Here is a 25,407-nt window from a genome sequence, read left to right on the forward strand (position 1 = left end):
CCGCGCGCGCGAGCAGTCCGCGTACCGCCGCGTAACCCCCCTCCCCCCCCCCCCCCCCCACCCCCCCCCCCCACCCCCCCCCCCCCCCCCCCCCCCCCCCCCCCCCCCCCCCCCCCCCCCCCCCCCCCCCCCCCCCCCCCCCCCCCCCCCCCCCGCCCCGCGCGCTCAGCCCAGCCTCGACTCCAGCTCGGCCACGATCTCGTTCACACCGATCGCCGTCTGCTCACCGGACTCCATGTCCTTGAGCTGCACGACGCCCTCGGCCAGGTCGCGTTCACCGGCGACGACCGTGTAGCGGGCGCCGCTGCGGTTGGCGTTCTTCATCGCGCCCTTGAGGCCCTTGTCGCCGTAGGCGAAGTCGGCCGCGATGCCCACCTTGCGCAGCTCGGTGACCTTCGCGAACAGGATGCGACGGGCCTCCTCGCCGAGGGGCACCGCGAACACGCTGGTGGCGGAGGGGAGTTCGAGTTCCACACCCTCGGCCTCCAGCGCGAGGACCGTCCGGTCGACGCCCAGGGCCCAGCCCACCGACGGCAGCGCGGGGCCGCCGATCATCTCCGACAGCCCGTCGTAGCGGCCGCCGCCGCCCACCGCGGACTGGGAACCCAGACCGTCGTGGACGAACTCGAAGGTGGTACGCGTGTAGTAGTCCAGGCCGCGCACCAGCCGGGGGTCGTCCTCGAAGGTGACGCCCGCCGCCGTGACCAGGTCGCGAACCTCCTCGTGGTACGCCTTGCAGGCGTCGCAGAGGTAGTCGCGCAGGAGCGGGGCGTCCGTCAACTGCTTCTGGACGTCGGGGCGTTTGTCGTCCAGGACACGCAGCGGGTTGAGGTCGGCGCGGCGCAGCGTCTCCTCGTCCAGGTCCAGGGTGTGCAGGAAGTCCCGGAGGGCCGCGCGGTAGACCGGACGGCACTCCTTGTCACCCAGGCTGTTGAGCAGGATCCGGAACTGCCGCAGACCCAGCGTGCGGTACGCCTGGTCGGCCAGGATGATCAGCTCGGCGTCCAGGGCCGGGTCCTCGGCACCGATCGCCTCGGCACCGACCTGCGAGAAGTGGCGGTAACGGCCCTTCTGCGGGCGCTCGTAGCGGTAGTACGAGCCCGAGTACCAGAGCTTGACCGGGAGGTTGCCCGCCTTGTGCAGGTTGGCCTCCAGGGCGGCGCGCAGCACGGAGGCGGTGCCCTCGGGGCGCAGGGCGAGCTTGTCGCCGCCCTTGGTCTCGAAGGCGTACATCTCCTTCGTCACGATGTCCGTCGACTCGCCGACACCGCGCGCGAAGAGCTCCACGCTCTCGAAACCGGGTGTCTCGATGTAGCCGTAGCCCGAGGTGCGCAGGGGCGCGGCGATGGCCTCGCGGACCGCCAGGAACTTCGCGGAGTCCGGCGGGATGAGGTCGTAGGTGCCCTTGGGGGCCTTGAAGGTGCTCACGGAAGGTCTCGTCACATTCCTCGTCGGGGAGCCGGCGAGGCTCCCTGGCCGGCGGCCACCTGCCGCAGATACGGGTTGGTGGCGCGTTCCCGGCCGATGGTCGTCTGGGGGCCGTGGCCCGACAGCACCACGGTCGAGTCGTCGAGCGGCAGGCACACGCGGGCCAGCGAGTCGAGCATCTCGGCCATGTCACCGCCGGGCAGGTCGGTGCGTCCGACGGAGCCGGCGAAGAGCAGGTCGCCCGAGAAGAAGACCGGCGGGATCTCCGCGGTCTCGGGCATCCCGAAGGTCACCGACCCCCTGGTATGGCCGGGGGCGTGCGCGACGGACAGCTCCAGACCGGCCAGCTCCAGCTTCGCGCCGTCGGTCAACTCCCTGACGTCGTCCGGCTCCCCCACGGTCAGCTCACCCATCAGCGGCATCCCGATGGAACGCCCGAGGGCCTTCCCCGGGTCGGCCATCATGTACCGGTCCTCGGGGTGGATCCAGGCCGGTACGTCGTGCGCGCCGCACACCGGGACGACCGAGGCCACGTGGTCGATGTGGCCGTGGGTGAGGACGACGGCGACGGGCTTGAGCCGATGCTTCTTCAGCGCCTCGTCGACTCCCTGGGCGGCCTGGTGGCCGGGGTCGATGATCACGCACTCCTCACCGGCGGCGGGGGCGACGAGATAACAGTTCGTCCCCCAGGCCCCGGCGGGGAACCCGGCAATGAGCACGATCGTCCCTCGTTGTGTCGGTACGGGTGGCTTGAGAATGGCTGCGCCTGTGGTCAGAGCCTACCGGCGCTGCCGATTCCTCAGCGAACCCATATACGGTACGGGGCACACGCAGGCGGTCGGCTCACAAGACGCACGCGTCCCAGCAGGCGTACGAGACGCATGAGGAGAGAACCCGGTGGTCACCCAGGAACAGCGGAAGCGGCAGCTCGCCCGGGAGAAGTTCTTGCGGCAGCAGCAGCGGCGCACCTCAGCGCGCCGCAGGGCGCGCATGCGCAACTCGGTGATCGCGTCGGTGCTCGGCGTGATCGTGATCGGCAGCGTGGCGCTGTACACGACCGGCGTCCTCAAGGACGACGGCAAGAAGGCCAGTGCGAGCGCCGAGACCTCCCCGAGCGCCAAGGCCCCCAGCAAGGCGCCGGACCCGTGCGAGAAGGCCGCGCCCGGCTCGGTGAAGAAGCTGAGCTGGAAGAAGGAGCCGGCGGTCACCGTCGACAAGTCGGCGAAGTACACGATGAAGCTCGCCACGACGTGCGGTGGGATAGACGTGGCGCTGAAGGCGGCGGCCGCGCCGCACACCGTCAACTCCTTCGACTTCCTCGCCGGCAAGGGCTACTTCGACCACACCAAGTGCCACCGGCTCACCACCAACGGCATCTACGTGCTGCAGTGCGGCGACCCGACGGGCTCCGGCAGCGGCGGCCCCGGCTACACGATCCCGGACGAGAACCTGAAGGACAAGAGCCTCAAGAGCAACGTCTACCCGGCGGGCACGATCGCGATGGCGAACACCGGTCAGGCGCACACCGGAGGCAGCCAGTTCTTCCTCGTCTACCGGGACAGCCAGCTGCCGCCCAGCTACACCCCGTTCGGTACGGTTTCGGCGTCCGGAATGAAGGTGCTGAAGAAGATCGCCGCCGCCGGGGAGAGCACCGGAGGGGGCGACGGAGCACCCAACGCGACGGTCGTGATCAACAAGGCGACCGTCACGAAATCCTGACCCCCAACTGCGTAATTTCGGTCGCGCGGGATGCGGACAGGCAACCCGCCGGTCGCCTATGTTGGCCGTGACGAAACTGTGGACGATGCCCGGGGGAACAGAAGACCTCCGGCATCATGTGGAGGAGGCGCTGTGAGCAGCGACCCGTGGGGCCGCGTCGACGAGACGGGGACCGTGTACGTGCGTACGGCTGACGGCGAGCAGGTCGTCGGTTCCTGGCAGGCCGGCTCCCCCGAGGAGGCGCTGGCCTACTTCGAGCGCAAGTACGAGGGCCTGGTGGTCGAGATCGGCCTCCTCGAAAAGCGTGTGAAGACCACCGACCTGTCCGCGAAGGACGCCCAGACCGCCATCGACCACCTGCGCGAGCAGGTGGACGCCCACCACGCGGTCGGCGACCTGGCCGCCCTGCGGACCCGGCTGGACAAGCTCGTCGAGACCGTCGAGGCCCGCCGCGAGGAGCGCAAGCACCAGCGCGCCAAGCAGTCCGACGAGGCACGGCACGCCAAGGAGGCGCTGGTCGCCGAGGCGGAGGAGCTGGCCCAGTCCGACCAGTGGCGGGCGGCCGGTGAGCGGTTGCGTTCGCTGGTGGACACCTGGAAGGGGCTGCCGCGGCTCGACCGCAAGTCGGACGACGAGCTGTGGCACCGCTTCTCGCACGCGCGCTCGGCGTTCTCCAAGCGCCGCAAGGCGCACTTCGCGTCGCTGGACGCGCAGCGCGAGGACGCCCGCCGCACCAAGGAGCGGCTGGTCACCGAGGCCGAGGGGCTGTCCGCTTCCACCGACTGGGGGCCGACGGCCGCGCGCTACCGCGAACTGATGGCGGAGTGGAAGGCCGCGGGCCGTGCCCAGCGCGAGCACGAGGACGACCTGTGGAACCGCTTCCGCGGTGCCCAGGACGTCTTCTTCGCCGCCCGCAGCTCGGTCTTCGCCGAGCGGGACGCCGAGCAGTCGGAGAACCTGAAGCTCAAGGAGGAGCTGGCCGAGGAGGCCGAGAAGCTCCTGCCGGTCTCGGACCTGAAGGCGGCCCGGGCCGCGTTCCGCACGCTCAACGAGCGCTGGGAGGCCATCGGCCACGTGCCGCGCGACGCGCGGCCCAAGGTCGAGGCCCGGATGCACACCGTGGAACGGGCCATCCAGGAGTCCGAGGAGGCCGAGTGGCGCCGGACGAACCCGGAGGCACGCGCACGTGCCGCGGGTCTCACCGGCCAGCTCCAGGCCGCCGTGGACAAGCTCCGGGGCCAGATCGAGCAGGCGCGCGCCCAGGGCAACTCCTCCAGAGCCGACAAGCTGGAGCGCGAGCTGGAGGGCCGTCAGGCGCTTCTGGACCAGGCGCTCAAGGGCCTGCACGAGTTCGGCGGCTGACCGGCCCCCTCCGCACGGCACGAGGGCCCCGCGACTCCTTCCCGAGTCGCGGGGCCCTCGTCCGTCGTACGGGGGACCCTCAGCGCTGCTGCCGGGCCGAGGTCACGCGGTAGACGTCGTAGACGCCCTCGACGCCCCGGACCGCCTTCAGGACGTGTCCCAGGTGCTTGGGGTCGCCCATCTCGAAGGTGAAGCGGGAGGTGGCGACGCGGTCGCGGGAGGTCTGGACGGCCGCGGAGAGGATGTTGACGTGCTGGTCGGACAGGACGCGGGTGACGTCCGACAGGAGCCGGGAGCGGTCCAGCGCCTCGACCTGGATGGCGACCAGGAAGACCGAGGACTGCGTCGGCGCCCACTCGACCTCGAGGATGCGCTCGGGCTCGCGGGACAGTGACTCGACGTTCACACAGTCGCTGCGGTGCACCGACACTCCGCTGCCCCGCGTGACGAAACCGATGATGGGGTCGCCGGGGACGGGCGTACAGCAGCGGGCCAGCTTGACCCAGACGTCGTCGACGCCCTTGACGACCACACCCGGGTCGTTGTTGCTGCGCCGCTTGCGGCCGCGGGCCGGCGGGACCCCCTCGTCGATCTCCTCGGTGGCCGCCTCCTCCCCGCCGAGTGCCTGCACGAGCTTCTGCACGACGCTCTGCGCGGCCACATGGCCCTCGCCGATCGCCGCGTACAGGGACGAGATGTCGGGGTAGCGCATCTCGTGCGCGAGCGTGACCAGCGAGTCCCCGGTGAGGATGCGCTGGATCGGCAGGTTCTGCTTGCGCATCGCCCGCGCGATCGCGTCCTTGCCCTGCTCGATCGCCTCGTCGCGCCGCTCCTTGGAGAACCAGGCGCGGATCTTGTTGCGGGCACGCGGCGACTTGACGAAGCCGAGCCAGTCGCGGGAGGGGCCCGCGCCGGCCGCCTTGGAGGTGAAGACCTCCACCAGGTCGCCGTTGTCCAGGGTCGACTCCAGCGGCACCAGGCGTCCGTTGACCCGTGCCCCTATCGTGCGGTGGCCGACCTCGGTGTGCACCGCGTACGAGAAGTCGACGGGGGTGGCGCCCGCCGGCAGCGCTATCACGTCACCCTTGGGTGTGAAGACGAAGACCTCGTTGCGCGAGAGGTCGAAGCGCAGGGACTCCAGGAACTCGCCGGGGTCCTCGGTCTCCTTCTGCCAGTCGAGGAGCTGACGCAGCCACGCCATGTCGTTGAGGTGGTCGTCCTTGCCGGTCATCCGGGGCGCGTCCGAGCGCACCTTGGAGGTGCCGGCGACGGCCTCCTGCTTGTACTTCCAGTGCGCGGCGATGCCGTACTCGGCGCGGCGGTGCATGTCGAACGTCCGGATCTGGAGTTCGACCGGCTTGCCGTTGGGTCCGATGACCGTGGTGTGCAGCGACTGGTACATGTTGAACTTGGGCATCGCGATGTAGTCCTTGAACCGGCCGGGGACCGGGTTCCAGCGCGCGTGCACCGTGCCGAGGGCCGCGTAGCAGTCGCGGACGGTGTCCACCAGGACGCGGATGCCCACCAGGTCGTAGATCTCCGCGAAGTCCCGGCCGCGGACGATCATCTTCTGGTAGACGCTGTAGTAGTGCTTCGGGCGGCCGGTGACCGTCGCCTTGATGCGGGCCGCGCGCAGGTCGGCCTGGACCTCGTCGGTCACTATGGCCAGGTACTCGTCGCGCTTGGGGGCGCGCTCGGCGACCAGGCGGACGATCTCGTCGTACATCTTGGGGTAGAGGATCGCGAAGGCGAGGTCCTCCAGCTCCCACTTGATGGTGTTCATGCCCAGGCGGTGGGCGAGCGGCGCGTAGATCTCCAGGGTCTCGCGCGCCTTCTTCTCCTGCTTCTCACGCTTGAGATAGCGCATGGTGCGCATGTTGTGCAGGCGGTCGGCGAGCTTGATGACCAGGACGCGCGGGTCCTTGGCCATGGCCACGACCATCTTGCGCACGGTCTCGGCCTGCGCCGCCTCACCGAACTTGACCTTGTCCAGCTTGGTGACACCGTCGACGAGCAGCGCCACGGAGTCGCCGAAGTCGCGGCGGAGCTGGTCGAGGCCGTACTCGGTGTCCTCGACCGTGTCGTGCAGCAGGCCCGCCATGAGCGTGGCCGGGTCCATGCCGAGCTCGGCGAGGATCGTGGTGACGGCGAGCGGGTGGGTGATGTACGGGTCGCCGCTCTTGCGCTTCTGGCCGCGGTGCCAGCGCTCGGCGACCTGGTAGGCGTTCTCGATCTGCCGCAGCGTCGACGTCTCGATCTTCGGGTCGTTGCTGCGCACTATCCGCAGCAGCGGCTCCAGGACCGGGTTGTAGGGGTTGGAGCGCTGGACACCCAGCCGGGCCAGCCGGGCGCGGACACGGTTGGAGGAGCCGGAGCGGGCGGGCTGGCCCGCGGCCGGGCGGGGTGCCTGCGGGGCCGCGGCACGCTCGGCCGGGGCGGGCTTGGGACGCGCCTGCTCGGCGGACTTCTCGACCGGCGCGGACTGGGCGTGCTCGACCGGCCCGCCGGTGTCGTTCTTCGCGTCCGTCGCGGGCGGCGCGGGCTTCGCCGCGGGGGCCGAGCCGGGCTCGGGCTTGGCGGCGGTGAGTGGCTGGGCCTCGTCTGCCAAGAGGACTCCTCGTGCGGATCCGGGTCCCCCGGTCAGGCTCCGGAGGTCCCATGGTAGCGATCCCGTGCCCCCGGATCTCCTTCAGGCCACGGTGACGGCCTCATCCCCCACAACGCCGGAGGCGGGCGCCGGATTCCTCCGGGCCCGCCTCCGCGGTGTCCTACGGGTGTCTCAGGGCTTGCGCCGGGGCTTCCGCCCGGGGTGTGACCCCGGTGTCGGCCCGGTCCCTCAGAGCTTGAGCAGCGCCTCCAGGGGGGCGCCTCCGAGGGCCGGCTCCAGCCGGGCACGGCCACCGAGGAAGCCGAGCTCCATCAGCACCGCGAGACCCGCGACCTGGGCCCCGGCCCGGCGGATGAGCTGGATGGACGCCTCGGCGGTGCCGCCGGTGGCGAGCACGTCGTCGACGATCAGCACGCGGTCGTCGGCGCTCAGGTCCTCGGCGTGCACCTCGATCTCGGCGGAGCCGTACTCCAGGTCGTAGGCCTGGCCGAGGGTCGCCCCGGGGAGCTTGCCCGCCTTGCGCACGGGGATGAAACCGAGCCCGGCGCGGACGGCGACGGGGGCGCCGAGGATGAAGCCGCGGGCCTCCAGGCCGACGACCTTCGTCGCGCCGGAGCGCCCGGCGATCTCCGCCAGGGCTTCGGTGAGCGCGGTGAACGCCGCCGGATCCGCCAGGAGCGGGGTGATGTCCTTGAACACCACACCCGGCTCCGGGTGGTCCGCCACGTCACGGATGCGGCTGAGCAGCAGCTCCGAGATGTCGGTGATCTCGGTCATCGGCGCTTCCCCGAGGGACGTCCACGGCCACGGCTGCGGGACGCGGGCTGGTGGCGCGGGCCGACGACCGCCGCGGCCTCGTCGTCCGGCTCGTCGTCCAGCGGCTCGTCGGCGAACTCGCTCTCCAGCGGCTCGCCCTTCGCGGCGGACTGGGCCCGCTTGGCGAGGACGCGCTTGCGCAGCGCCTTCATCTGCGGCTCGCGCTCCTTGAGGTCGGCGACGAGCGGCGTGGCGATGAAGATCGAGGAGTACGCGCCGGCCGCGAGGCCGACGAACAGCGACAGCGAGATGTCGTTGAGCATGCCGGCGCCGAGGACGCCGCCGCCGATGAACAGCAGGGCGCCGACCGGCAGCAGCGCGACCACGGTGGTGTTGATCGAGCGGACCAGGGTGCTGTTGATCGACCGGTTGGCGATGTCGCTGTAGGTCCAGCGGGTCTGCTTGGTGATGTCCCGCGTCTGCTCCTTGAGGCTGTCGAAGACGACGACCGTGTCGTAGAGCGAGTAACCGAGGATCGTCAGCAGACCGATCACCGTGCCCGGCGTGACCTCGAAGCCGACGAGGGCGTAGATGCCGACCGTGATGGTGATGTCGTGGATCAGGGCGACGAGCGCCGCGAGCGCCATGCGCCACTCGAACGCGATCGCCAGGTAGATCACGACGAGGACCATGAAGATCGCCAGGCCCTGCCACGCCTTGTTGGCGATCTGGTCGCCCCAGCTGGGACCGACCAGGTCCGCGTTGATGCTCTCCGAGTCGACCTTCAGGTCCTTGGCGAGCGTCTCCTTGATCTGGTCCGACTTGTCGGTGTCGATACCGGCGATCTGGACGCGCAGGCTGCCGTCACCGAGCTTCTGGACGATGGCGTCGTGTCCGGACGCTTCCTGCGCGAACGTCTCGGCCCGGGCGACCGAGACACTCATGTTCTTCTGGGTGGTGAAGACGGCACCGCCCTGGAACTCGATGCCCATGTTCAGGCCGCGCACCGCGAGGCCGAGGATGGCCGTGATGGTGATCAGGATCGAGATGCCGTACCAGATCTTGCGGTTGCCGACGAAGTCGTAGCCGACCTCGCCGCGGTGCAGTCGGGCGCCGAGGTTGCCGAGCTTCGACATCTCACGCCTCCTTCGGGTCGACGGGGGCGGCCGGACGGCGGGTGCGGCGCAGCGGAGGCTTGGCGCCGAGTGCCTTCGGATCGAGGCCGGAGAGCTTGTGGCCGTTCGCGAAGAACTTCTTGCGGGCGAGGATCGTCATCAGCGGCTTGGTGAACAGGAAGACGACGACCACGTCGAGCACGGTGGTCAGACCGAGCGTGAACGCGAAGCCCTGGACCTTGCCGACGGTGACGATGAACAGCACCGCGGCGGCCAGGAACGAGACGAAGTCGGAGACCAGGATGGTGCGCCGGGCACGCGGCCACGCCCGCTCGACTGCGGGGCGCAGCGAGCGGCCCTCACGGATCTCGTCCCGGATGCGTTCGAAGAACACGATGAACGAGTCCGCGGTGATACCGATCGCCACGATGGCACCACAGACGGCCGGCAGGTTCAGCGCGAAACCGATGGCCGGGCCGAGCAGCGCCATGATCACGTAGGTGAGGGCCGCGGAGACCAGCAGCGACGGGATCGCGATGACGGACAGACCGCGGTAGAAGATCAGCAGGTAGATGACGACCAGGGCGAGGCCGATGGCGCCCGCGATCAGACCGGCGTGCAGCTGCTCGCCACCGAGGGCGGCGGTCACCGTGGTGACGCTGTCCTCCTTGAAGGTCAGCGGGAGCGCGCCGTACGACAGCATGTTGGCGAGGCTCTGCGCCTCCTGCTGGCCGAAGCTGCCGGAGATCTCCGCGCTGCCGCCGGTCAGCGCCTCGCTGACGGACGGGTCGGAGACGACCTCACCGTCGAGGACGATCGCGAACTGGTTCTGCGGCTGCTGGTTCTTGGCCAGCTGACCGGTGATGTCCCCGAACTTCTTGGTGCCCTTGCCCGTGAACTCCATCGTGACCGTCCAGCCGGCGGCGGTCGTCGTGTTGAAGACGGCCTGCGCCTTCTTGACGTCCGTGCCGTCGACGGCGGCTGCGCCGAGGACGTACTTCTGCCACTGGCCGCCCGAGTTCTGGCCGCAGGCGACGGTGGGCTCGGTGGCCTTGGCCCCCTTGCCGGCCGTGCTGCGGACCGACTTCTTGCTGCAGTCCAGCGCCGCGTACTGCGCCTGGAGCTTCGCGGTCGCCGGGTCGACGGAGGCGCTGGGGGTCGGGGAGCCGCTCGCGGCGGCCGAACTGCTCGCCGACGGGGAGCTGCCCGCCTTCAGGGCGTCGGTGACGGCTCGCCCCTGCGTGCTGGCGGACGCCGACGGGGACGCCGAGGCGGAGGGGGACGAGGACGAGCCGGCCTTGCCGGTCGCCTTGCCGGTCGCCTTGTCCTTGGAACTGCCGGAGGCGCTCGGCGACGGGGTGGCCGTGGCGGCGCCGCCGCTGACCTCGGTCGCGATCACGGGGCGGAAGTACAGCTTCGCGGTGGTGCCGACCTGGTCCCGGGCCTCCTTGGAGTTCGTGCCCTTGGGGATGTTGACGATGATGTTCTTGTCGCCCTGGGTCTGAACCTCGGCCTCCGAGACACCAAGACCATTGACACGGCGGTTCATGATGTCGACCGCTGTGTCCATGTTGGTCTTGTTGATCGCGGATTCCTGGCCTTTCTCCGGGACCGCCCGGAGCGTGATGCTCGTACCGCCGGCAAGGTCGATGCCGAGGCGCGGAGTGGTGTGCCCGGAGGCGAACATCCCGCCGGTGAGCGCCACGATGGCGATCAGGATGAGGGCCAGCGAGCGCCACGGCTTGCTCTGGGCGCTCGCGCTCCGGCCCTTCTTAGGTGCTGCCACCTTCTCGTACTCCCTCTCGGGCCGCCGCGCGCCGGATCTGCGGGCGGGCGGCCATGACATGGTGTCGGGGTCCCGTGCGAGCTGCGCATGAACCGGGGCGCGCGGAGCTGGTCCGCGCGCCCGGGGATGCGGCTACTTCGCGCCGGCCTCGCCGTCGGTCTTCTTCGGCTCGTCGCCCGTGGTGGCCTCGGCGGTGCCGGCGTCGGCCGGCTCCTCGGCCTTCGTCCCGGCCTGCTCCCCGGCCGTCTCCTTCTTGCCGAAGTCGACGGGCTTGTCGTCGGAGACGGCGGCAGCGTCGTCCGCGGAGTCGTCGGTCCCGGTGAGGGAGGAGGCGTCGTCCGGGACGAGGTCGGTGTCGGACTTCAGGTCGTGCTCGACACCGTGGACGATGCGGTTGTAGTCGTCGTCCGTGAGGACGGCCCCGATCGAGTTCTTGGCGAAGAGGAGCTCGACACCCGGACCCGCGTCGAGGAGAACCGTCTCGTCGTTGACTTCCTTGACCGTCGCGTACATGCCCCCGATCGTGCGGACGCCGCTGCCGGGCTGCAACTCGTTGCGCATGGCGGCGGCCTGCGCCTGCTTGCGCTTGGCCGAGCGGGTCATGAGGAACATGGCCCCGATGAGCACGATGAAGGGGAGGAGCATGGTGATATTCACGGGACGGAGTTTCCTTCGCACGACCGCGGCGGACGGCGGCCTGATGGATGGGGGTGTGTATACCGCCGACGAAGGCGGCATCGGCGGAGTCTAAGCGAGTCCACGCGCATGGAACAACGCTCAGCATGGCACCTGGGTTCCTGGCCGGGCCAGTGCCCTCGCCGTCACGCCCCGAACAGGTCCTGTTGTCCGTTTCCCCCGCTCGCCGACCGGGGCGGGGTGAGCCCCAGGTGCGCCCAGGCCGCAGGGGTCGCGACCCGCCCGCGCGGGGTACGGGCCAGCAGTCCCTCCCTGACGAGGAAGGGCTCGGCCACCTCTTCCACGGTCTCACGCTCCTCCCCCACCGCGACGGCGAGCGTGGACAGGCCGACGGGCCCGCCGCCGAACAGCTTCAGCAGTGCCTGGAGCACGCCCCGGTCGAGCCGGTCGAGGCCGCGGGCGTCGACCTCGTAGACCGCGAGGGCCGCCTCCGCGATGTCCTTCCTGATCCGTCCGTCGGCCTTGACCTGGGCGTAGTCGCGCACGCGGCGCAGCAGGCGGTTGGCGATGCGGGGTGTGCCGCGGGAGCGGCCGGCGATCTCCGCGGCGCCGTCGGTGTCGATCTCCACGTCCAGCAGGTTCGCCGAGCGGTGGATGACCCGCTCCAGCTCCGCGGGCTCGTAGAACTCCATGTGCGCGGTGAAGCCGAAGCGGTCGCGCAGCGGGGGCGGCAGCAGGCCCGCGCGCGTGGTGGCGCCGACCAGGGTGAAGGGCGGCAGTTCGAGGGGGATCGCGGTGGCGCCGGGGCCCTTGCCGACGATGACGTCGACGCGGAAGTCCTCCATCGCCATGTACAGCATCTCCTCGGCGGGCCGGGACATGCGGTGGATCTCGTCGAGGAAGAGGACCTCGCCCTCCTGGAGGGAGGACAGGATCGCCGCGAGGTCGCCGGCGTGCTGGATGGCGGGCCCGCTGGTGATGCGGATGGGGGCGCCCATCTCGGCCGCGATGATCATCGACAGGGTGGTCTTGCCGAGGCCGGGGGCGCCGGAGAGCAGGACGTGGTCGGCGGTGGCGCCCCGCGCGCGGGCGGCGCGCAGCACCAGGTCGAGCTGCTCGCGGACCTTCTCCTGGCCGATGAACTCGCCCAGGTCCTTGGGCCGCAGGGCGGCCTCGACGGCCTGGTCCTCACCGTCGGCGGACGCGCCGACGAGCCGCTCGTCGGCGGAGCTGTCGGTCGTGTCGTCCCAGTTCACTGCGGTTCTCCTTGCGGTGGCTCGCCGGGCGGGGCGATCGGCCGGGGTGCGTCCGCCCCGGGGCGGGCACGGCGTGCGGTGCGCCCCGCACCCCGGGGGCGGCGCGGTCGGTTCAGCGGGCTCGGTTCAGGGTCTGCAGGGCCGCCCTGAGCAACTGGCCCACCTGCACGGCGCCGCCGGCCGCCTCCGCCTGCGGGGTGACCGCGGCGACGGCCTCGTCGGCCTCGCGGGTCGCGTAGCCGAGGCCGATCAGGGCGGCGTGCAGCTGGTCGCGCCAGCCGGAGGTGACCGCGGTGCCGATCGCGGGCGCGCCGAGCGGCTCTCCCAGCCGGTCCTTCAGCTCCAGGAGCAGCTTCTGGGCGCCCTTCTTGCCGATGCCGGGGACGGCGGTGAGCGCCTTCTCGTCAGCGGTGGCGACGGCCCGGCGCAGCGCGTCCGGCGTGTGGACGGCGAGCATCGCCTGGGCGAGCCGGGGTCCGACGCCGCTCGCGGTCTGGAGCAGTTCGAAGGTCTGCCGCTCGTCGTCGTCCGCGAAGCCGTACAGGGTCAGCGAGTCCTCGCGGACGACCAGGGACGTGGCCAGTTTCGCCTGCCGTCCGGTGCGCAGTCCGGAGAGGGTGTTCGGTGTGCACTGGACGGCGATGCCGATCCCGCCCACCTCGACCACCGCGGAGTCCGGGGCGAGGGCGGCGACCGGGCCGCTCACGAAGGCGATCATGCCGTACGGCCTTTCGAAGTGTGCAGGGCGACGGCCTGCTGGAGTCGGTTCTGGGCGGGGGCGCGCCAGATGTGGCAGATGGCGAGCGCGAGGGCGTCGGCGGCGTCGGCGGGCTTCGGGGGCGCGCTCAGCCGCAGCAGGCGGGTCACCATCGCGCCGACCTGGGCCTTGTCGGCGCGGCCGCTGCCGGTGACGGCGGCCTTGACCTCGCTGGGGGTGTGCAGGGCGACGGGGATGCCGCGGCGGGCGGCACAGAGCATGGCGACGGCGCTGGCCTGGGCGGTGCCCATCACGGTGCGGACGTTGTGCTGGCTGAACACCCGCTCCACGGCGACGAGTTCGGGCCGGTACTCGTCCAGCCACTGTTCGATGCCCTGCTCGACGGCGACGAGGCGCCGGCCCAACTCGACGTCCGCGGGCGTGCGTACGACGCCGACGCCGAGCATGGTCAGCGGGCGCCCCGCGACGCCCTCGACGACCCCCACACCGCACCGGGTCAGCCCCGGGTCGACACCCAGTACGCGCACCCCGCCCCCTCACGTCGATCTCCTGTTCGTGCAGGCTATCGGGTGCCACCGACAACGGCCGACATGGCGACGGGCCGACGGGGGCGTGTCCCGTCGGCCCGGTCAACCGGTGCAGCGCGCGGCGGCGTTACGCGTCGACCTTCTCCATGACCTCGTCGCTCACGTCGAAGTTGGCGAAGACGTTCTGCACGTCGTCGCTGTCCTCGAGGGCGTCGATCAGCTTGAAGATCTTCCGGGCGCCGTCCTCGTCGAGTTCGACCTGCATGGTCGGGACGAAGTTGGCGTCGGCGGAGTCGTAGTCGATGCCGGCGTCCTGCAGGGCGGTGCGGACCGCGACCAGGTCGGTGGCCTCGGAGATGACCTCGAAGGTCTCGCCGAGGTCGTTGACCTCCTCGGCGCCCGCGTCCAGGACTGCGCCCAGGACGTCGTCCTCGGCCAGCTCGCCCTTGGGGACGATCACGACACCCTTGCGGTTGAACAGGTACGAGACGGAACCCGGGTCGGCCATCGAGCCGCCGTTGCGGGTCATGGCGACGCGGACGTCCGAGGCGGCGCGGTTGCGGTTGTCGGTGAGGCACTCGATGAGCACCGCGACGCCGTTCGGGCCGTACCCCTCGTACATGATCGTCTCGTAGTCGGCGCCACCGGCCTCGAGACCGGCGCCGCGCTTGACCGCGGAGTCGATGTTCTTGTTCGGGACCGAGCTCTTCTTGGCCTTCTGGATGGCGTCGAACAGCGTCGGGTTGCCGGACACGTCGGCGCCACCGGTGCGGGCCGCGACCTCGATGTTCTTGATCATCTTCGCGAAGAGCTTGCCGCGCTTGGCGTCGATCACGGCCTTCTTGTGCTTCGTCGTGGCCCATTTAGAGTGGCCGGACATCTGCCTGTCTCCTTCGCGTAACCCATCCCGTACGAACTCCCCCAGTCTGGGAAGTCTGGGGGGACCCCGGGAATCCTACAAGGACTCCGCTGCCCGGTTCGCGCGCACCATGTCGACGAACAGGCCGTGCACGCGGTGGTCGCCGGTCAGTTCCGGGTGGAACGAGGTGGCGAGCGCGTTGCCCTGGCGGACCGCGACGATGTGGCCGCCGTGCTCGGCGAGCACCTCGGTCCGGGCGCCGACGGACTCCACCCAGGGGGCGCGGATGAACACGCCCTCTACAGGATCGCCCTCGATGCCCCGCACGTCGAGGGCGGCCTCGAAGGACTCGTTCTGCCGGCCGAAGGCGTTGCGGCGCACGATCATGTCGATGCCGCCGACGGTCTCCTGGCCCGAGCGCGGGTCGAGGATCTTGTCGGCGAGCATGATCATGCCGGCGCAGGTGCCGTAGACGGGCATGCCCGCGCGCACACGTGCGCGCAGCGGCTCCATCACGCCGAAGAGCACGGCCAGCTTGGAGATGGTGGTGGACTCGCCGCCGGGGACGACCAGGCCGTCCACCTCGGCGAGCTCCTCGGGCCGCCGCACCGGCCTGGCCACGGCGTCCGCCGCGGCCAGGGCGACGAGGTGCTCCCGCACGTCGCCCTGGAGAGCCAGGACGCCTATGACAGGTGCTTCGCTCATGAGGGGGTTACCAGCCGCGGTTGGCGTAGCGCTCGGCCTCGGGGAGGGTGTCGCAGTTGATGCCGACCATGGCCTCGCCCAGGTTGCGGGACGCGTCCGCGATGATCTTCGGGTCGTCGTAGAAGGTGGTCGCCTTCACGATGGCGGCGGCGCGCTTGGCCGGGTCGCCGGACTTGAAGATGCCGGAGCCCACGAAGACGCCCTCGGCGCCGAGCTGGCGCATCAGGGCGGCGTCGGCGGGGGTGGCCACGCCACCGGCGGAGAACAGCACGACCGGGAGCTTGCCGAGCTCGGCGACCTCCCTGACGATCTCGTACGGCGCGCGCAGCTCCTTGGCGGCGGCGTACAGCTCGTTGTTGTCGTAGCCGCGGAGCCTGGCGATCTCGTTCTTGATCTGGCGCAGGTGGCGGACGGCCTCGACGACGTTGCCGGTGCCGGCCTCGCCCTTGGAACGGATCATGGCCGCGCCCTCGGCGATGCGGCGCAGGGCCTCACCGAGGTTGGTGGCGCCGCAGACGAAGGGGGTGGTGAACGCCCACTTGTCGGAGTGGTTGACCTCGTCGGCCGGGGTGAGCACCTCGGACTCGTCGATGTAGTCGACACCGAGGGACTGCAGCACCTGGGCCTCGACGAAGTGGCCGATGCGGGACTTGGCCATGACCGGGATCGAGACGGCCTCGATGATCTCCTCGATCATGTTCGGGTCCGACATGCGGGCCACGCCGCCGTCCTTGCGGATGTCCGCCGGGACCCGCTCCAGGGCCATGACCGCCACGGCGCCCGCGTCCTCGGCGATCTTCGCCTGCTCGGCGTCGACGACGTCCATGATCACGCCGCCCTTGAGCTGCTCGGCCATACCGCGCTTCACGCGCGCGGTGCCGGTCTCGGGCGTCTGGTTTTCGGAGAACGTGCTGGACACGGGTGACCTCACTGAGGGGAAGGAAGGGTTCTGCAGTTCCGAGGAAACGCGAGCGGACCAGTCCACAGCAAGGGCCAATGGGAAGACGGTGGATCGTTTTCCGGCCGGTGGCCGAGAACGCGCAGGTCAGGCGGACTCGTCCGGATCCCGCGACCGGGACCTAGGAGCGGTCCGCGAGGGCCGCCGGTGACTCGTCGTCCATCTCGAACGCCATCGGGAACGGCGCGTGTCCCGCCAGCCGGAACCAGCGCACCTTGCGGTGCTCCCGGAGCCTGCGCGCGGCGCCGACCGCGTCGTTGTGGAAGCGCCGGGCCATGGGCACCCGGCGGACCGCCTCGGTCAGTTCCCGGGCCGCGGCCTCTCCACCGGGCGCCTCACGGACCGCCTCCACCTGCGGCGCCTCCGCGAACACGGCGCGCAGCGCCTGGCTGAGCTCGCTCTCGGCGACCTCCCGCTGCTCCTCCTCGGCCTGCCGGGCGGCGTGCGCAGCCTCGTACAGCACGATGGAGGCGGCCGGGTCGAGGACCCCGGAGGTGGCCAGTTCCTGGGTCACCGAGGCGCGGCGCAGCAACTGGGCGTCGAGGGCGGCGCGCGTCGCGTCGATCCGGGCGTGCAGCCGGTCCAGGCGTCCCGCCGTCCAGCTGAGGTACAGGCCGATCGCCAGGAGTGCGACGAGGATCCAGATGAGGGTTGCGGTCACGGGCGGCAAGGCTACCGGGGGCCGGTGACGCCTTCGCGGGGCCCCACGCCGGACGGGGCCGCACGCCGGACGGGGCCGCGGGCCGCGGGCCGCGTCGACCGTTCCCGCCGGGCGGGAGATCAGGTACGGCGGCCCGGCGGGCGAGAGCCCACCGGGGGAAGTCGGACACAGCCCACCGGGGGAAGTCAGGCACGTCGGCCCGGCGAGCGGGCAGTCGGGCACGACGACCCGCCAGGCAGGAGATCACACACGACAGCCCGAGGGCGCGAGGTCAGACACGGCCCGCCGGACGGGCAGTCAGGCACAACGACCCGCCGCGCAGAAAGCCGGGCACATCGGCCCGGCGGCGAGCAGGAGGTCACGTACGGCGGCCAAGCACGGCCGCACCCCCCGCTCAGTTCCGCGCCAGCCCGAACCGTGCCCGCAGGCCCGTGCTGCGTTCGTCCGCGGCCACCGCCGTCGTCCCGTCGGTGACCGTCTCGTACACCGACAGGATGTCCGCTCCGACCGTCGACCAGTCGAACCGCCGCACATGCGCGCTGCCGCGCTCCCGCAGCTCCGCCCGGCGCTCCGGGTCGCCCAGGAGCCGTAGGGCGGTCTCGGCGAGCGCGTCCGCGTCCTCGTTGGTGAACAGCTCGCCGGCCGCGCCCTGGTCGAGGACCTGCGCGAAGGCGTCCAGGTCGGAGGCGAGGACCGGGGCCCCGGCGGACATGGCCTCCACCAGGATGATCCCGAAGCTCTCGCCGCCGGTGTTGGGGGCCACGTACAGGTCGACGCTGCGCAGCAGGCGGGCCTTGTCCTCGTCGCTGACCATCCCGAGGAACTCGACGTTCCCGCGCAGTTCCTTCGGCAGGGTCTCGACGGCCTCCTCCTCGTCCCCGCGCCCCGCGACGAGCAGCCGGGTGCGCGGGCGCGCGGCGAGGATCCTCGGCAGTGCCTTCATGAGCACCGGCAGTCCCTTGCGGGGTTCGTCGATGCGGCCCATGAACCCGATCGTCTCGCCCTGCCACTCCGCCTTGGGCTCGGCCCGGGCGAAGAAGTCCACGTCGACGCCGTTGGGAATGACCACCGCGTCCCCGCCGAGGTGCTCCACAAGCGTGCGGCGCGCGTACTCGCTGACGGCGATCCGGGCGCTGATCTTCTCCAGGGCCGCCTGGAGGATGGAGTACGCGGCGATCATCGCCCGGGAGCGCGGGTTGGACGTGTGGAAGGTCGCCACGATCGGGCCCTGCGCCGCCCAGCAGGCCAGCAGGCCGAGCGAGGGCGAGGTCGGCTCGTGGATGTGGATGACGTCGAACGCGCCGTCGTGCAGCCAGCGGCGGACCCGGGCGGCGGACAGGAACCCGAAGTTCAGGCGGGCCACCGAGCCGTTGTACGGCACCGGCACCGCACGCCCCGCCGAGACGACGTACGGCGGCAGCGGGGTGTCGTCGTCGGCCGGTGCGAGGACGGACACCTCGTGCCCGAGGCGGATGAAGTAGTCGGCGAGGTCCCGGATGTGGAACTGGACGCCGCCGGGCACGTCCCAGGAGTACGGGCAGACGATGCCGATCCTCACGGCCGCTCCCCGTCCGCGGGGCGGGGTTCCAGGTCGGCGAGCCACAAGCGCTGGAGCATGTGCCAGTCCTCCGGATGGTCGGCGATGCCGGTGGCGAAGGCATCGGCCAGCGCCTGTGTCATGACAGACGTCTTCTCGGCCCGCGTACCTGTCTCGGGGACCTCGACCGGCGGATGGACCCGGCCCCGCATCACGGGCGAGTCGTCGTACCAGAGGGTCACGGGCAGCAGCAGGGCGCCGGTCTGCTGGGCGAGCAGGGCCGGGCCGGCGGGCATCCGGGCGGCCTCGCCGAAGAACTTGACCTCTACTCCGGAGGCGGACAGGTCGCGCTCGGCGACCAGGCAGATCAGGCCGCCGTCGCGCAGCCGCCGGGCGAGGGTGCCGAAGGCGGTGCCGCCGCTGTGCGGCAGGACCTCCATGCCGAGGCCCTCGCGGTAGGCGACGAAACGGTCGTAGAGCGACTCCGGCTTGAGGCGTTCGGCGACCGTGGTGAACGGGGTCTTGAGACGGGTGGTGACCCAGGCGCCGGCGAGGTCCCAGTTGGCCATGTGCGGCAGCGCGAGGATCACACCCCGGCCGGCGGCCAGACCGTCGGTGAGGTGGTGCAGGTCTTCCGCCTCGAAGCCCCGCCGGACGCGCTCGGCGCTCCACGCGGGCAGCCGGAAGGACTCCATCCAGTACCGCAGGTAGGACCGCATGCCCGCGCGCGAGAGCTCGGCGAGCCGCTCCGGGCTCGCGTCGGGCACCACGCGCGCGTAGTTGCTCTCCAGCCGCCGTACGCCCTTGCCCCGGCGCTTCCAGGCGAGGTCGGCGATCTGCCGCCCGAGGCGCACGGCGACCGGCTCGGGCAGCTTCCTGACCGCCCCCCAGCCGAGGCCGTAGAGCCCGTCGGTGAGCCGCTCCTGGGCGCTCACTTCGCCGCCTCACTCCCCCGGGAGGCGTTCGCCGGGTCGTCCTGCGGATCCTGCCCGGCCGCGGCCGCCGCGGCCTCCGCCTCGGCGGACTCCCGGCGGACCGTCACGACCCGCTGGATCAGCGTGACCAGGCTGCCGACGGCGACGATCCACAGCGCGATCGGCAGCAGCACCTGGATGCCCGGCACGCCGAACGCGTGCAGGCCCGCGAGCCCGGCCGCGACCAGCGAGATCACCAGGCGTTCGGCGCGCTCCACGAGGCCGTTGACGGCGACCGGCAGGCCGATCGACTCGCCGCGCGCCTTGGTGTACGACACCACCTGGCCGCTGGCCAGGCAGAAGATCGAGACGGCGCACAGCACGTTGTCGTCGCCGTTGCCCGCGTACCAGAGGGCGAAGCCGCCGAAGACCGCGCTGTCGGCCACCCGGTCCAGCGTGGAGTCCAGGAAGGCCCCCCAGCGGCTGCTGCGGCCCAGCTGGCGGGCCATGTTGCCGTCGACGAGGTCGGAGAACACGAACAGTGTGATCACGATCGTGCCCCAGAAGAACTCGCCCCGGGGGTAGAAGACCAGCGCGCCCGCCATCACGCCGGCGGTACCGAGCAGCGTGACCGTGTCGGGGGTGACGCCCCGGCGGATGAGAAACGCGGCGAACGGGGTGAGGACACGCGTGAAGAATGCACGCGCGTACTTGTTCAGCATGGCCTTCCCGAGGGTCGGTGTGGCCGCGCGGCCCCTGCTGGCCACCGGCTGGCCCATCGTAGTCACGCCCGGGCGCGGGCGTCCGCCGGGCACCCGGCCCCCGGGTCACGGCCGTGCGCCATCCGGGTAACGGCGCGATCGCGTCCCTCGTATGGACGCACCGTGACGGGAGTGGAAAGCTCGAAGAACCGCGGGCGTCACCGGAGCCGCCACCGGTCCGGACCCGGTCCGGGGAGGCAGCCGTGTGCCCGCGCCCACAGTGACCTCACCGTGCACGGGAGGCAAGGCCATGGGCGACAAGGCGAACACACACCCCGGAGCCGCCGGCAGGGCTACGGCGGCCGACCACCCCGCGTCCGTACGGAATGTGGTGCTGGTCGGCCACAGCGGATCCGGCAAGACGACCCTGGTGGAGGCGCTCGCCCTCACGGCGGGAGCGGTGAACCGGGCGGGCCGCGTGGAGGACGGCGGCACCGTCTCCGACTACGACGACATCGAGCACCGGCAGCACCGGTCGGTGCAGCTGTCCCTGGTCCCCGTCGAATGGGGCGGGATCAAGATCAACCTCCTCGACACCCCCGGGTACGCCGACTTCGTCGGGGAACTGAGGGCCGGTCTGCGAGCGGCGGACGCGGCCCTCTTCGTCGTGTCGGCCTCGGACGGGGTGGACGGCTCGACCCGCATGGTGTGGGAGGAGTGCGCGGCCGTCGGGATGCCGCGGGCGATCGTCGTCACGCACCTGGAGGCGGCCCGGGCCGACTTCGAGGAGATGACGCGGATCTGCGCGGAGGCGTTCGGCGCGGACGACCCCGACGCCGTCCTGCCGCTGTACCTGCCGCTGCGCGGCCCGCGGGCGCCGGACGGACACGCGCCGGTGACCGGGCTGACCGGGCTGCTGTCGCGGAAGCTCTTCGACTACTCCACCGGACAGCGCGAGGAGTCAGAGCCGGGCGAGGACCAGCTGCCCCTGATCGAGGAGGCCCGCGACCGGCTGATCGAGGGGATCATCTCCGAGAGCGAGGACGAGACCCTGATGGACCGCTACCTCGGCGGCGAACAGGTCGACGTGCGGACGCTCGTCGAGGACCTGGAGCGGGCGGTGGCGCGCGGGGTCTTCTTCCCGGTGCTGGCCGCCGCGCCCGCGGCCGAGGGCGCCCGGCAGGGGCTGGGCACGGTCGAGCTGCTCGAACTGGTCACCGGCGGATTCCCGACCCCGCTGGAGCGGGAGGCGCCCGGCGTCACCACCCTCGACGGCAAGCCGCGCGAGCTGAAGCCGTGCGATCCGGACGGTCCGCTGGTGGCGGAGGTCGTGAAGACGGCGTCCGACCCGTATGTCGGCCGGGTCTCCCTCGTACGTGTCTTCTCCGGCACCCTGCGCTGCGACGACACGGTCCACGTCTCCGGGCACGGACTCGCCGACCGCGGCCACGAGGACCACGACGTGGACGAGCGCGTCGGCGCCCTGTCCGTGCCCTTCGGCAAGCAGCAGCGGGCGCTCAGCCACTGCATCGCCGGTGACCTGGCGTGCGTGGCCAAGCTGGGCCGGGCGGAGACCGGCGACACCCTCTCGGCCAAGGACGACCCGCTGCTGATGGAGCCGTGGGAGATGCCCGACCCGCTGCTGCCGCTGGCGATCCAGGCGCACAGCAAGGCCGACGAGGACAAGCTCTCGCAGGGGCTCGGCAGGCTGGTGGCCGAGGACCCGACCATGCGGCTGGAACAGAACCAGAACACCCACCAGGTGGTCCTGTGGTGCCTGGGCGAGGCGCACGCCGACGTCGCGCTGGAACGGCTGCGCACCCGCTACGGCGTCCAGGTCGACGTCGTACCGCACAGGGTCTCGCTCCGGGAGACGTTCGCGGACCGCTCGGCGGGGCGCGGCCGGCACGTCAAACAGTCCGGCGGACACGGGCAGTTCGCGATCTGTGAGATCGAGGTGGAGCCCCTGCCGGGCGGTTCGGGCATCGAGTTCGTGGACAAGGTGGTCGGTGGCGCGGTGCCACGCCAGTTCATCCCGTCGGTCGAGAAGGGCGTACGGACCCAGGCGGCCAGGGGAGTTGCCGCCGGCTATCCGCTCATCGACGTCCGCGTCACGCTGCTGGACGGCAAGGCGCACTCGGTGGACTCCTCGGACGCCGCGTTCCAGACGGCCGGCGCGCTGGCGCTGCGGGAGGCCGCCGCCGACGCCCGCATCCATCTCCTGGAGCCGGTGGCCGAGGTGACGGTGCTGGTCGGCGACGAGTACGTGGGCGCCGTGATGAGCGATCTGTCGGGGCGGCGCGGCCGGGTGCTGGGCACCGAGCAGACCAGCGGCGGGCGCACCCTGGTGCGGGCCGAGGTGCCGGAGATCGAGATCGGCCGGTACACCGTCGACCTGCGGTCGCTGTCGCACGGGACCGCCCGCTTCGACCGCTGCTACGCCCGGCACGAGCCGATGCCACCGCAGGTCGCGGAACGGATCCGCGAAGACGCGCGCGGCGCCTGAGAGTTGGCGCCCGGCGGGGAACGGGGGGCCGGTGTGCGCCGGCGCCGCCGGATCGGCGGACGGTTCGGGCCGTCCGCCGACACCGCGCCCGTGCCTGCGGATACGCTGATCACCTGATCGGGTGGTGACTCGACGGAGGGCCGGCTCGTCACTACCAGTTGATCAACAGGTGTGCGGGGCAGGGAAGTCGGGAAAGCCGCAGGAGCGAGAGCAGCGGCGATCGGGGGCGGGAATGACCGTTGACGGCGGTTACGCGGACATCTTCGGGCCGCAGGTGCCGCGTACGGGCGACGAGGGACAGACGGCGACCTTCGCGCTGGCCTCGGCGGCCTACCGGGACGGCCCGGTGCAGGAGATCAAGAAGGCCGACAACGAGTGGCACCAGTCCACCGTCAACCCCGGCCGCAGGTGGGCCCAGATCTTCCGGCCCAACCTGGGCGAGGCGTTCTCCGCCGCGGTGGTGGCCCGCATGCTGGGCGGCGGCCGCAAGCCGCTCATCCAGTCCTTCGGCGCCGAGCCGCAGGCCGTCGTCGAGCACTGCCTGGCGGCCAACAACATCCGCAGGGACCGCGACAACCGGCTGATGATCGTCACCCTGCTGTGCGGTCTGCTGTTCCTGCCCGGACTCCTCGTCTGGCTGCTGATCTTCCAGACCCGCGCGGCCATCGACCGGCGCGACGACAGGCGCGCCTCCGCGCTCGGCACCACCCTGCTCGTCGCCTTCGGCGCGCTCGCCGTGCTCTTCCTGCTCCGCATGCCGTTCACCGGCTTCTGGGGGTGGTATGCGCGCGCCTCGGTCGTCATGCCCGTCCTCGGCTGGCTGTGGGCCCGGCGGATCTGTGAGCGTACGGCCGCCGACCTGCGCGGGCGCTGGGACAGCCTGCTCTCGGGCAGCAGCGTCGGCGCCAAGGTCCCCGAGGCGGTGCCGAGCAGCCCGCGGGAGACCGCGGCGGAGCAGCTGCGCCAGTCCCTCGCCAAGCTCAGTGCCGAGCAGCAGTCGAACTCCGTCTTCTACGCCGGCCCCAAGGGCATCCTGGGCATGGGCACCCGGTGGGGTTCCTGGCAGCTCGCCGAGGACCTGGTGGCCGCCGACCCGACCCGGGAGATCCACCCCTTCCGCAGCTGGGACGTCATCCGGTCGATCCACGACCAGCTGCGCATGCTGGAGCGGGGCCCGCTGAACACCGGCGGCTTCCCGAAGGCGTCGATACGGCACTGGATCGTCACGCCGATCGGGGAGAACGCCAAGGCGGTGTCCCGCCCGGAGGGCACGGACGTGGAGGCGTACCAGGTCAAGTCGCACGCCATACAGGACATCTGCAACAAGCAGCAGTTCGGCGCCGGCGACCGGCACTACCTCGGCGTGCAGTGGACGCTGTGGGACGGCCAGCTGATCATCACCATGATGATCACCGTCACCGTGCTGCACGCGACCCTGCGCATCGAGGTCACCGGGCACGCCCTGGGGCCGGTGAACCCGCTGTTCACCACCAAGCCGGAGGCGCCGACCCGGGAGGTCGCCAAGTCGCTGAAGCCGTGGGAGAACCGCACCGTGAAGCTGCCGCTGGTCAGCACGAACGAGGTGGTACGACTCGCCGTCCGCGCGCCGCTGACCTGGTACCCGCCGCTGCTGAACTGGCTCGGCGGCTCGATAGGTCTGCCGGAGCCCTTCGGCCTGCGGCACGCCTGGGCCGATCAGCCCTGGCGCCACCGCTTCATGGCCGACGACGCCCTGCGCGCCGCGACGCCGGTGCTGCGCGTGGTGCACTCGGCGGCGATCCGGGTGCTGGAGGAGAACGGCGTGGACACGGAGAAGTTCGGCAACCGCTCGGCGTTCCTCTCCACGGCGGTGCAGGACACCTCGCCGCGGAAGGCGGACGTGTACGACGCGTAGGACCTGCCGCGTGGATCAGGCGGGCCTACGAAGCCCCGCCTGATCCCAACGACGCTCCCCGCGGCCCGGAACGGCCGCGGTCGGTCCCGCCGCAGCGCTCAGCCCGTCGGCCAGGCGTCGGCCAGCATCTTGCGGGTGTCCGCCAGCAGCTGCGGCAGCACCCTGGTGTGGCCGACGACCGGCATGAAGTTGGTGTCGCCGCCCCAGCGGGGCACGAGGTGCTGGTGGAGGTGGGCGGCGATGCCCGCGCCTGCCACCGACCCCTGGTTCATGCCGATGTTGAAGCCGTGCGCGCCGGAGGCGGTCCGCAGGGCCGACATCGCCTGCTTGGTCAGCGCGGCCAGCTCGGCGGTCTCCGGCTCGGTGAGGTCGGTGTAGTCGGCGACGTGACGGTAGGGCACGACCATCAGGTGGCCGCCGTTGTACGGGTACAGGTTGAGCACCGCGTACACCTGCTCGCCGCGGCGCACGACCAGCCCGTCCTCGTCGGACTTCGCCGGGATCGAGCAGAAGGGACAGCCGTCGTCGGCACCCGGGCCGGTCGGCTTGTTCTCACCCTGGATGTAGGCCATCCGGTGGGGCGTCCACAGACGCTGAAACGCGTCCTGCGTCCCCACTCCCCACTGCTGCTCCGGCTCACTCGTCATGCCATGCAGCATATGGCTTCGCCCGTCCACACCGTGTGGGTGGGGTTGCCGGGGGCCCGGGGCCGGGGAGGCCGGGCGGGCGCGGGGCCCAGGGAGTTCGGAACTCCCCGGGCC

General features: G+C 71.4%; 22 protein-coding genes. 4 read left to right on the top strand and 18 right to left on the bottom strand.

The features are described from left to right. Positions 1–165: 165 nt before the first annotated feature. Positions 166–1,428, bottom strand: a complete 1,263-nt coding sequence (hisS, locus tag AC07AZ_RS13735) for a histidine--tRNA ligase (RefSeq protein ID WP_478847140.1) — start codon at positions 1,426–1,428, stop codon at positions 166–168. Positions 1,429–1,439: 11 nt separating this feature from the next. Further along, positions 1,440–2,147, bottom strand: a complete 708-nt coding sequence (locus tag AC07AZ_RS13740) for an MBL fold metallo-hydrolase (protein ID WP_478847142.1) — start codon at positions 2,145–2,147, stop codon at positions 1,440–1,442. A 178-nt stretch (positions 2,148–2,325) separates the two neighbouring features. Between AC07AZ_RS13740 and AC07AZ_RS13745 the strand changes: the two genes are divergently transcribed. Both AC07AZ_RS13745 and AC07AZ_RS13750 read left to right on the top strand, forming a co-directional pair. Next, positions 2,326–3,147 carry a peptidylprolyl isomerase gene (locus AC07AZ_RS13745; protein WP_478847144.1) on the top strand — a complete coding sequence of 274 codons (822 nt, stop codon included), beginning with the start codon at positions 2,326–2,328 and terminating at the stop codon, positions 3,145–3,147. Between the two features lie 132 nt (positions 3,148–3,279). Further along, entirely contained in the window at positions 3,280–4,509 is a 1,230-nt protein-coding gene (locus tag AC07AZ_RS13750; RefSeq protein ID WP_478847146.1) for a DUF349 domain-containing protein, read from the top strand. Positions 4,510–4,588: 79 nt separating this feature from the next. Here the strand turns inward: AC07AZ_RS13750 and AC07AZ_RS13755 are convergent, their stop codons facing one another. From AC07AZ_RS13755 to pgsA, 15 genes are all read right to left on the bottom strand, one after another. Beyond that, positions 4,589–7,117 carry a RelA/SpoT family protein gene (locus AC07AZ_RS13755; RefSeq protein WP_478847148.1) on the bottom strand — a complete coding sequence of 843 codons (2,529 nt, stop codon included), beginning with the start codon at positions 7,115–7,117 and terminating at the stop codon, positions 4,589–4,591. 228 nt (positions 7,118–7,345) lie between these two features. Further along, a complete protein-coding gene (locus AC07AZ_RS13760; RefSeq protein ID WP_478847150.1) occupies positions 7,346–7,894 on the bottom strand; it encodes an adenine phosphoribosyltransferase in 549 nt (182 codons plus the stop codon). Further along, positions 7,891–9,009 (bottom strand): protein translocase subunit SecF, encoded by a 1,119-nt coding sequence (secF, locus tag AC07AZ_RS13765; RefSeq protein ID WP_478847152.1) that lies wholly within the window; start codon positions 9,007–9,009, stop codon positions 7,891–7,893. The genes AC07AZ_RS13760 and secF overlap by 4 nt, the downstream gene beginning before the upstream one ends. Before the next feature lies 1 nt (position 9,010). Continuing rightward, a complete protein-coding gene (gene secD, locus AC07AZ_RS13770) occupies positions 9,011–10,774 on the bottom strand; it encodes a protein translocase subunit SecD (RefSeq protein ID WP_478847154.1) in 1,764 nt (587 codons plus the stop codon). 132 nt (positions 10,775–10,906) lie between these two features. Then, entirely contained in the window at positions 10,907–11,419 is a 513-nt protein-coding gene (gene yajC / locus AC07AZ_RS13775; RefSeq protein ID WP_478847379.1) for a preprotein translocase subunit YajC, read from the bottom strand. 176 nt (positions 11,420–11,595) lie between these two features. After that, complete coding sequence (ruvB, locus tag AC07AZ_RS13780) at positions 11,596–12,666, bottom strand: Holliday junction branch migration DNA helicase RuvB (protein ID WP_478847156.1); 1,071 nt, start codon at positions 12,664–12,666, stop codon at positions 11,596–11,598. 112 nt (positions 12,667–12,778) lie between these two features. After that, on the bottom strand, positions 12,779–13,384 hold the full coding sequence (gene ruvA / locus AC07AZ_RS13785; protein ID WP_356042284.1) for a Holliday junction branch migration protein RuvA: 606 nt from the start codon (positions 13,382–13,384) through the stop codon (positions 12,779–12,781). Further along, positions 13,381–13,911: a crossover junction endodeoxyribonuclease RuvC gene (ruvC, locus tag AC07AZ_RS13790; protein WP_478847159.1), complete on the bottom strand. Its 531-nt coding sequence runs from the start codon at positions 13,909–13,911 to the stop codon at positions 13,381–13,383. The genes ruvA and ruvC overlap by 4 nt, the downstream gene beginning before the upstream one ends. A gap of 127 nt (positions 13,912–14,038) precedes the next feature. Continuing rightward, positions 14,039–14,791: a YebC/PmpR family DNA-binding transcriptional regulator gene (locus tag AC07AZ_RS13795; RefSeq protein ID WP_478847161.1), complete on the bottom strand. Its 753-nt coding sequence runs from the start codon at positions 14,789–14,791 to the stop codon at positions 14,039–14,041. A 75-nt stretch (positions 14,792–14,866) separates the two neighbouring features. Beyond that, the gene (pdxT, locus tag AC07AZ_RS13800) at positions 14,867–15,475 is read right to left on the bottom strand and encodes a pyridoxal 5'-phosphate synthase glutaminase subunit PdxT (protein ID WP_478847163.1); all 609 of its coding nucleotides are present in this window, start codon (positions 15,473–15,475) and stop codon (positions 14,867–14,869) included. Between the two features lie 7 nt (positions 15,476–15,482). After that, positions 15,483–16,394 carry a pyridoxal 5'-phosphate synthase lyase subunit PdxS gene (pdxS, locus tag AC07AZ_RS13805; protein ID WP_478847165.1) on the bottom strand — a complete coding sequence of 304 codons (912 nt, stop codon included), beginning with the start codon at positions 16,392–16,394 and terminating at the stop codon, positions 15,483–15,485. Between the two features lie 160 nt (positions 16,395–16,554). Next, complete coding sequence (locus tag AC07AZ_RS13810; RefSeq protein ID WP_478847167.1) at positions 16,555–17,094, bottom strand: LemA family protein; 540 nt, start codon at positions 17,092–17,094, stop codon at positions 16,555–16,557. Positions 17,095–17,488: 394 nt separating this feature from the next. After that, positions 17,489–18,652 (bottom strand): glycosyltransferase family 4 protein, encoded by a 1,164-nt coding sequence (locus tag AC07AZ_RS13815; RefSeq protein WP_478847169.1) that lies wholly within the window; start codon positions 18,650–18,652, stop codon positions 17,489–17,491. Further along, positions 18,649–19,566, bottom strand: a complete 918-nt coding sequence (locus tag AC07AZ_RS13820) for a phosphatidylinositol mannoside acyltransferase (protein WP_478847171.1) — start codon at positions 19,564–19,566, stop codon at positions 18,649–18,651. The genes AC07AZ_RS13815 and AC07AZ_RS13820 overlap by 4 nt, the downstream gene beginning before the upstream one ends. After that, positions 19,563–20,324, bottom strand: coding sequence for a phosphatidylinositol phosphate synthase (pgsA, locus tag AC07AZ_RS13825; protein WP_478847381.1), 762 nt, complete (start codon positions 20,322–20,324; stop codon positions 19,563–19,565). Before pgsA ends, AC07AZ_RS13820 begins: the two co-directional genes overlap by 4 nt. Positions 20,325–20,556: 232 nt before the next feature. Here pgsA and AC07AZ_RS13830 point away from each other — a divergent pair, with 232 nt between their 5' ends. Both AC07AZ_RS13830 and AC07AZ_RS13835 read left to right on the top strand, forming a co-directional pair. Further along, a complete protein-coding gene (locus AC07AZ_RS13830) occupies positions 20,557–22,752 on the top strand; it encodes an elongation factor G-like protein EF-G2 (RefSeq protein WP_478847173.1) in 2,196 nt (731 codons plus the stop codon). 232 nt (positions 22,753–22,984) lie between these two features. Beyond that, positions 22,985–24,646 (top strand): hypothetical protein, encoded by a 1,662-nt coding sequence (locus AC07AZ_RS13835; RefSeq protein WP_478847175.1) that lies wholly within the window; start codon positions 22,985–22,987, stop codon positions 24,644–24,646. Positions 24,647–24,744: 98 nt separating this feature from the next. Here AC07AZ_RS13835 and AC07AZ_RS13840 read toward each other — a convergent pair whose 3' ends face one another. Next, the gene (locus tag AC07AZ_RS13840) at positions 24,745–25,305 is read right to left on the bottom strand and encodes an HIT family protein (RefSeq protein ID WP_478847177.1); all 561 of its coding nucleotides are present in this window, start codon (positions 25,303–25,305) and stop codon (positions 24,745–24,747) included. Positions 25,306–25,407 lie beyond the last annotated feature (102 nt).

The organism is Streptomyces sp. NPDC043878 (genome assembly GCF_056435735.1).

Excerpts from the sequence above, each read along its gene's own strand:
- AC07AZ_RS13760 (WP_478847150.1), bottom strand. The coding sequence starts at position 7,894 with ATGACCGAGATCACCGACATCTCGGAGCTGCTGCTCAGCCGCATCCGT.
- secF (WP_478847152.1), bottom strand. The coding sequence starts at position 9,009 with ATGTCGAAGCTCGGCAACCTCGGCGCCCGACTGCACCGCGGCGAGGTC.
- yajC (WP_478847379.1), bottom strand. The coding sequence starts at position 11,419 with ATGCTCCTCCCCTTCATCGTGCTCATCGGGGCCATGTTCCTCATGACC.
- ruvA (WP_356042284.1), bottom strand. The coding sequence starts at position 13,384 with ATGATCGCCTTCGTGAGCGGCCCGGTCGCCGCCCTCGCCCCGGACTCC.
- AC07AZ_RS13795 (WP_478847161.1), bottom strand. The coding sequence starts at position 14,791 with ATGTCCGGCCACTCTAAATGGGCCACGACGAAGCACAAGAAGGCCGTG.
- pdxT (WP_478847163.1), bottom strand. The coding sequence starts at position 15,475 with ATGAGCGAAGCACCTGTCATAGGCGTCCTGGCTCTCCAGGGCGACGTG.
- pgsA (WP_478847381.1), bottom strand. The coding sequence starts at position 20,324 with ATGGGCCAGCCGGTGGCCAGCAGGGGCCGCGCGGCCACACCGACCCTC.
- AC07AZ_RS13830 (WP_478847173.1), top strand. The coding sequence starts at position 20,557 with ATGGGCGACAAGGCGAACACACACCCCGGAGCCGCCGGCAGGGCTACG.
- AC07AZ_RS13835 (WP_478847175.1), top strand. The coding sequence starts at position 22,985 with ATGACCGTTGACGGCGGTTACGCGGACATCTTCGGGCCGCAGGTGCCG.
- AC07AZ_RS13840 (WP_478847177.1), bottom strand. The coding sequence starts at position 25,305 with ATGCTGCATGGCATGACGAGTGAGCCGGAGCAGCAGTGGGGAGTGGGG.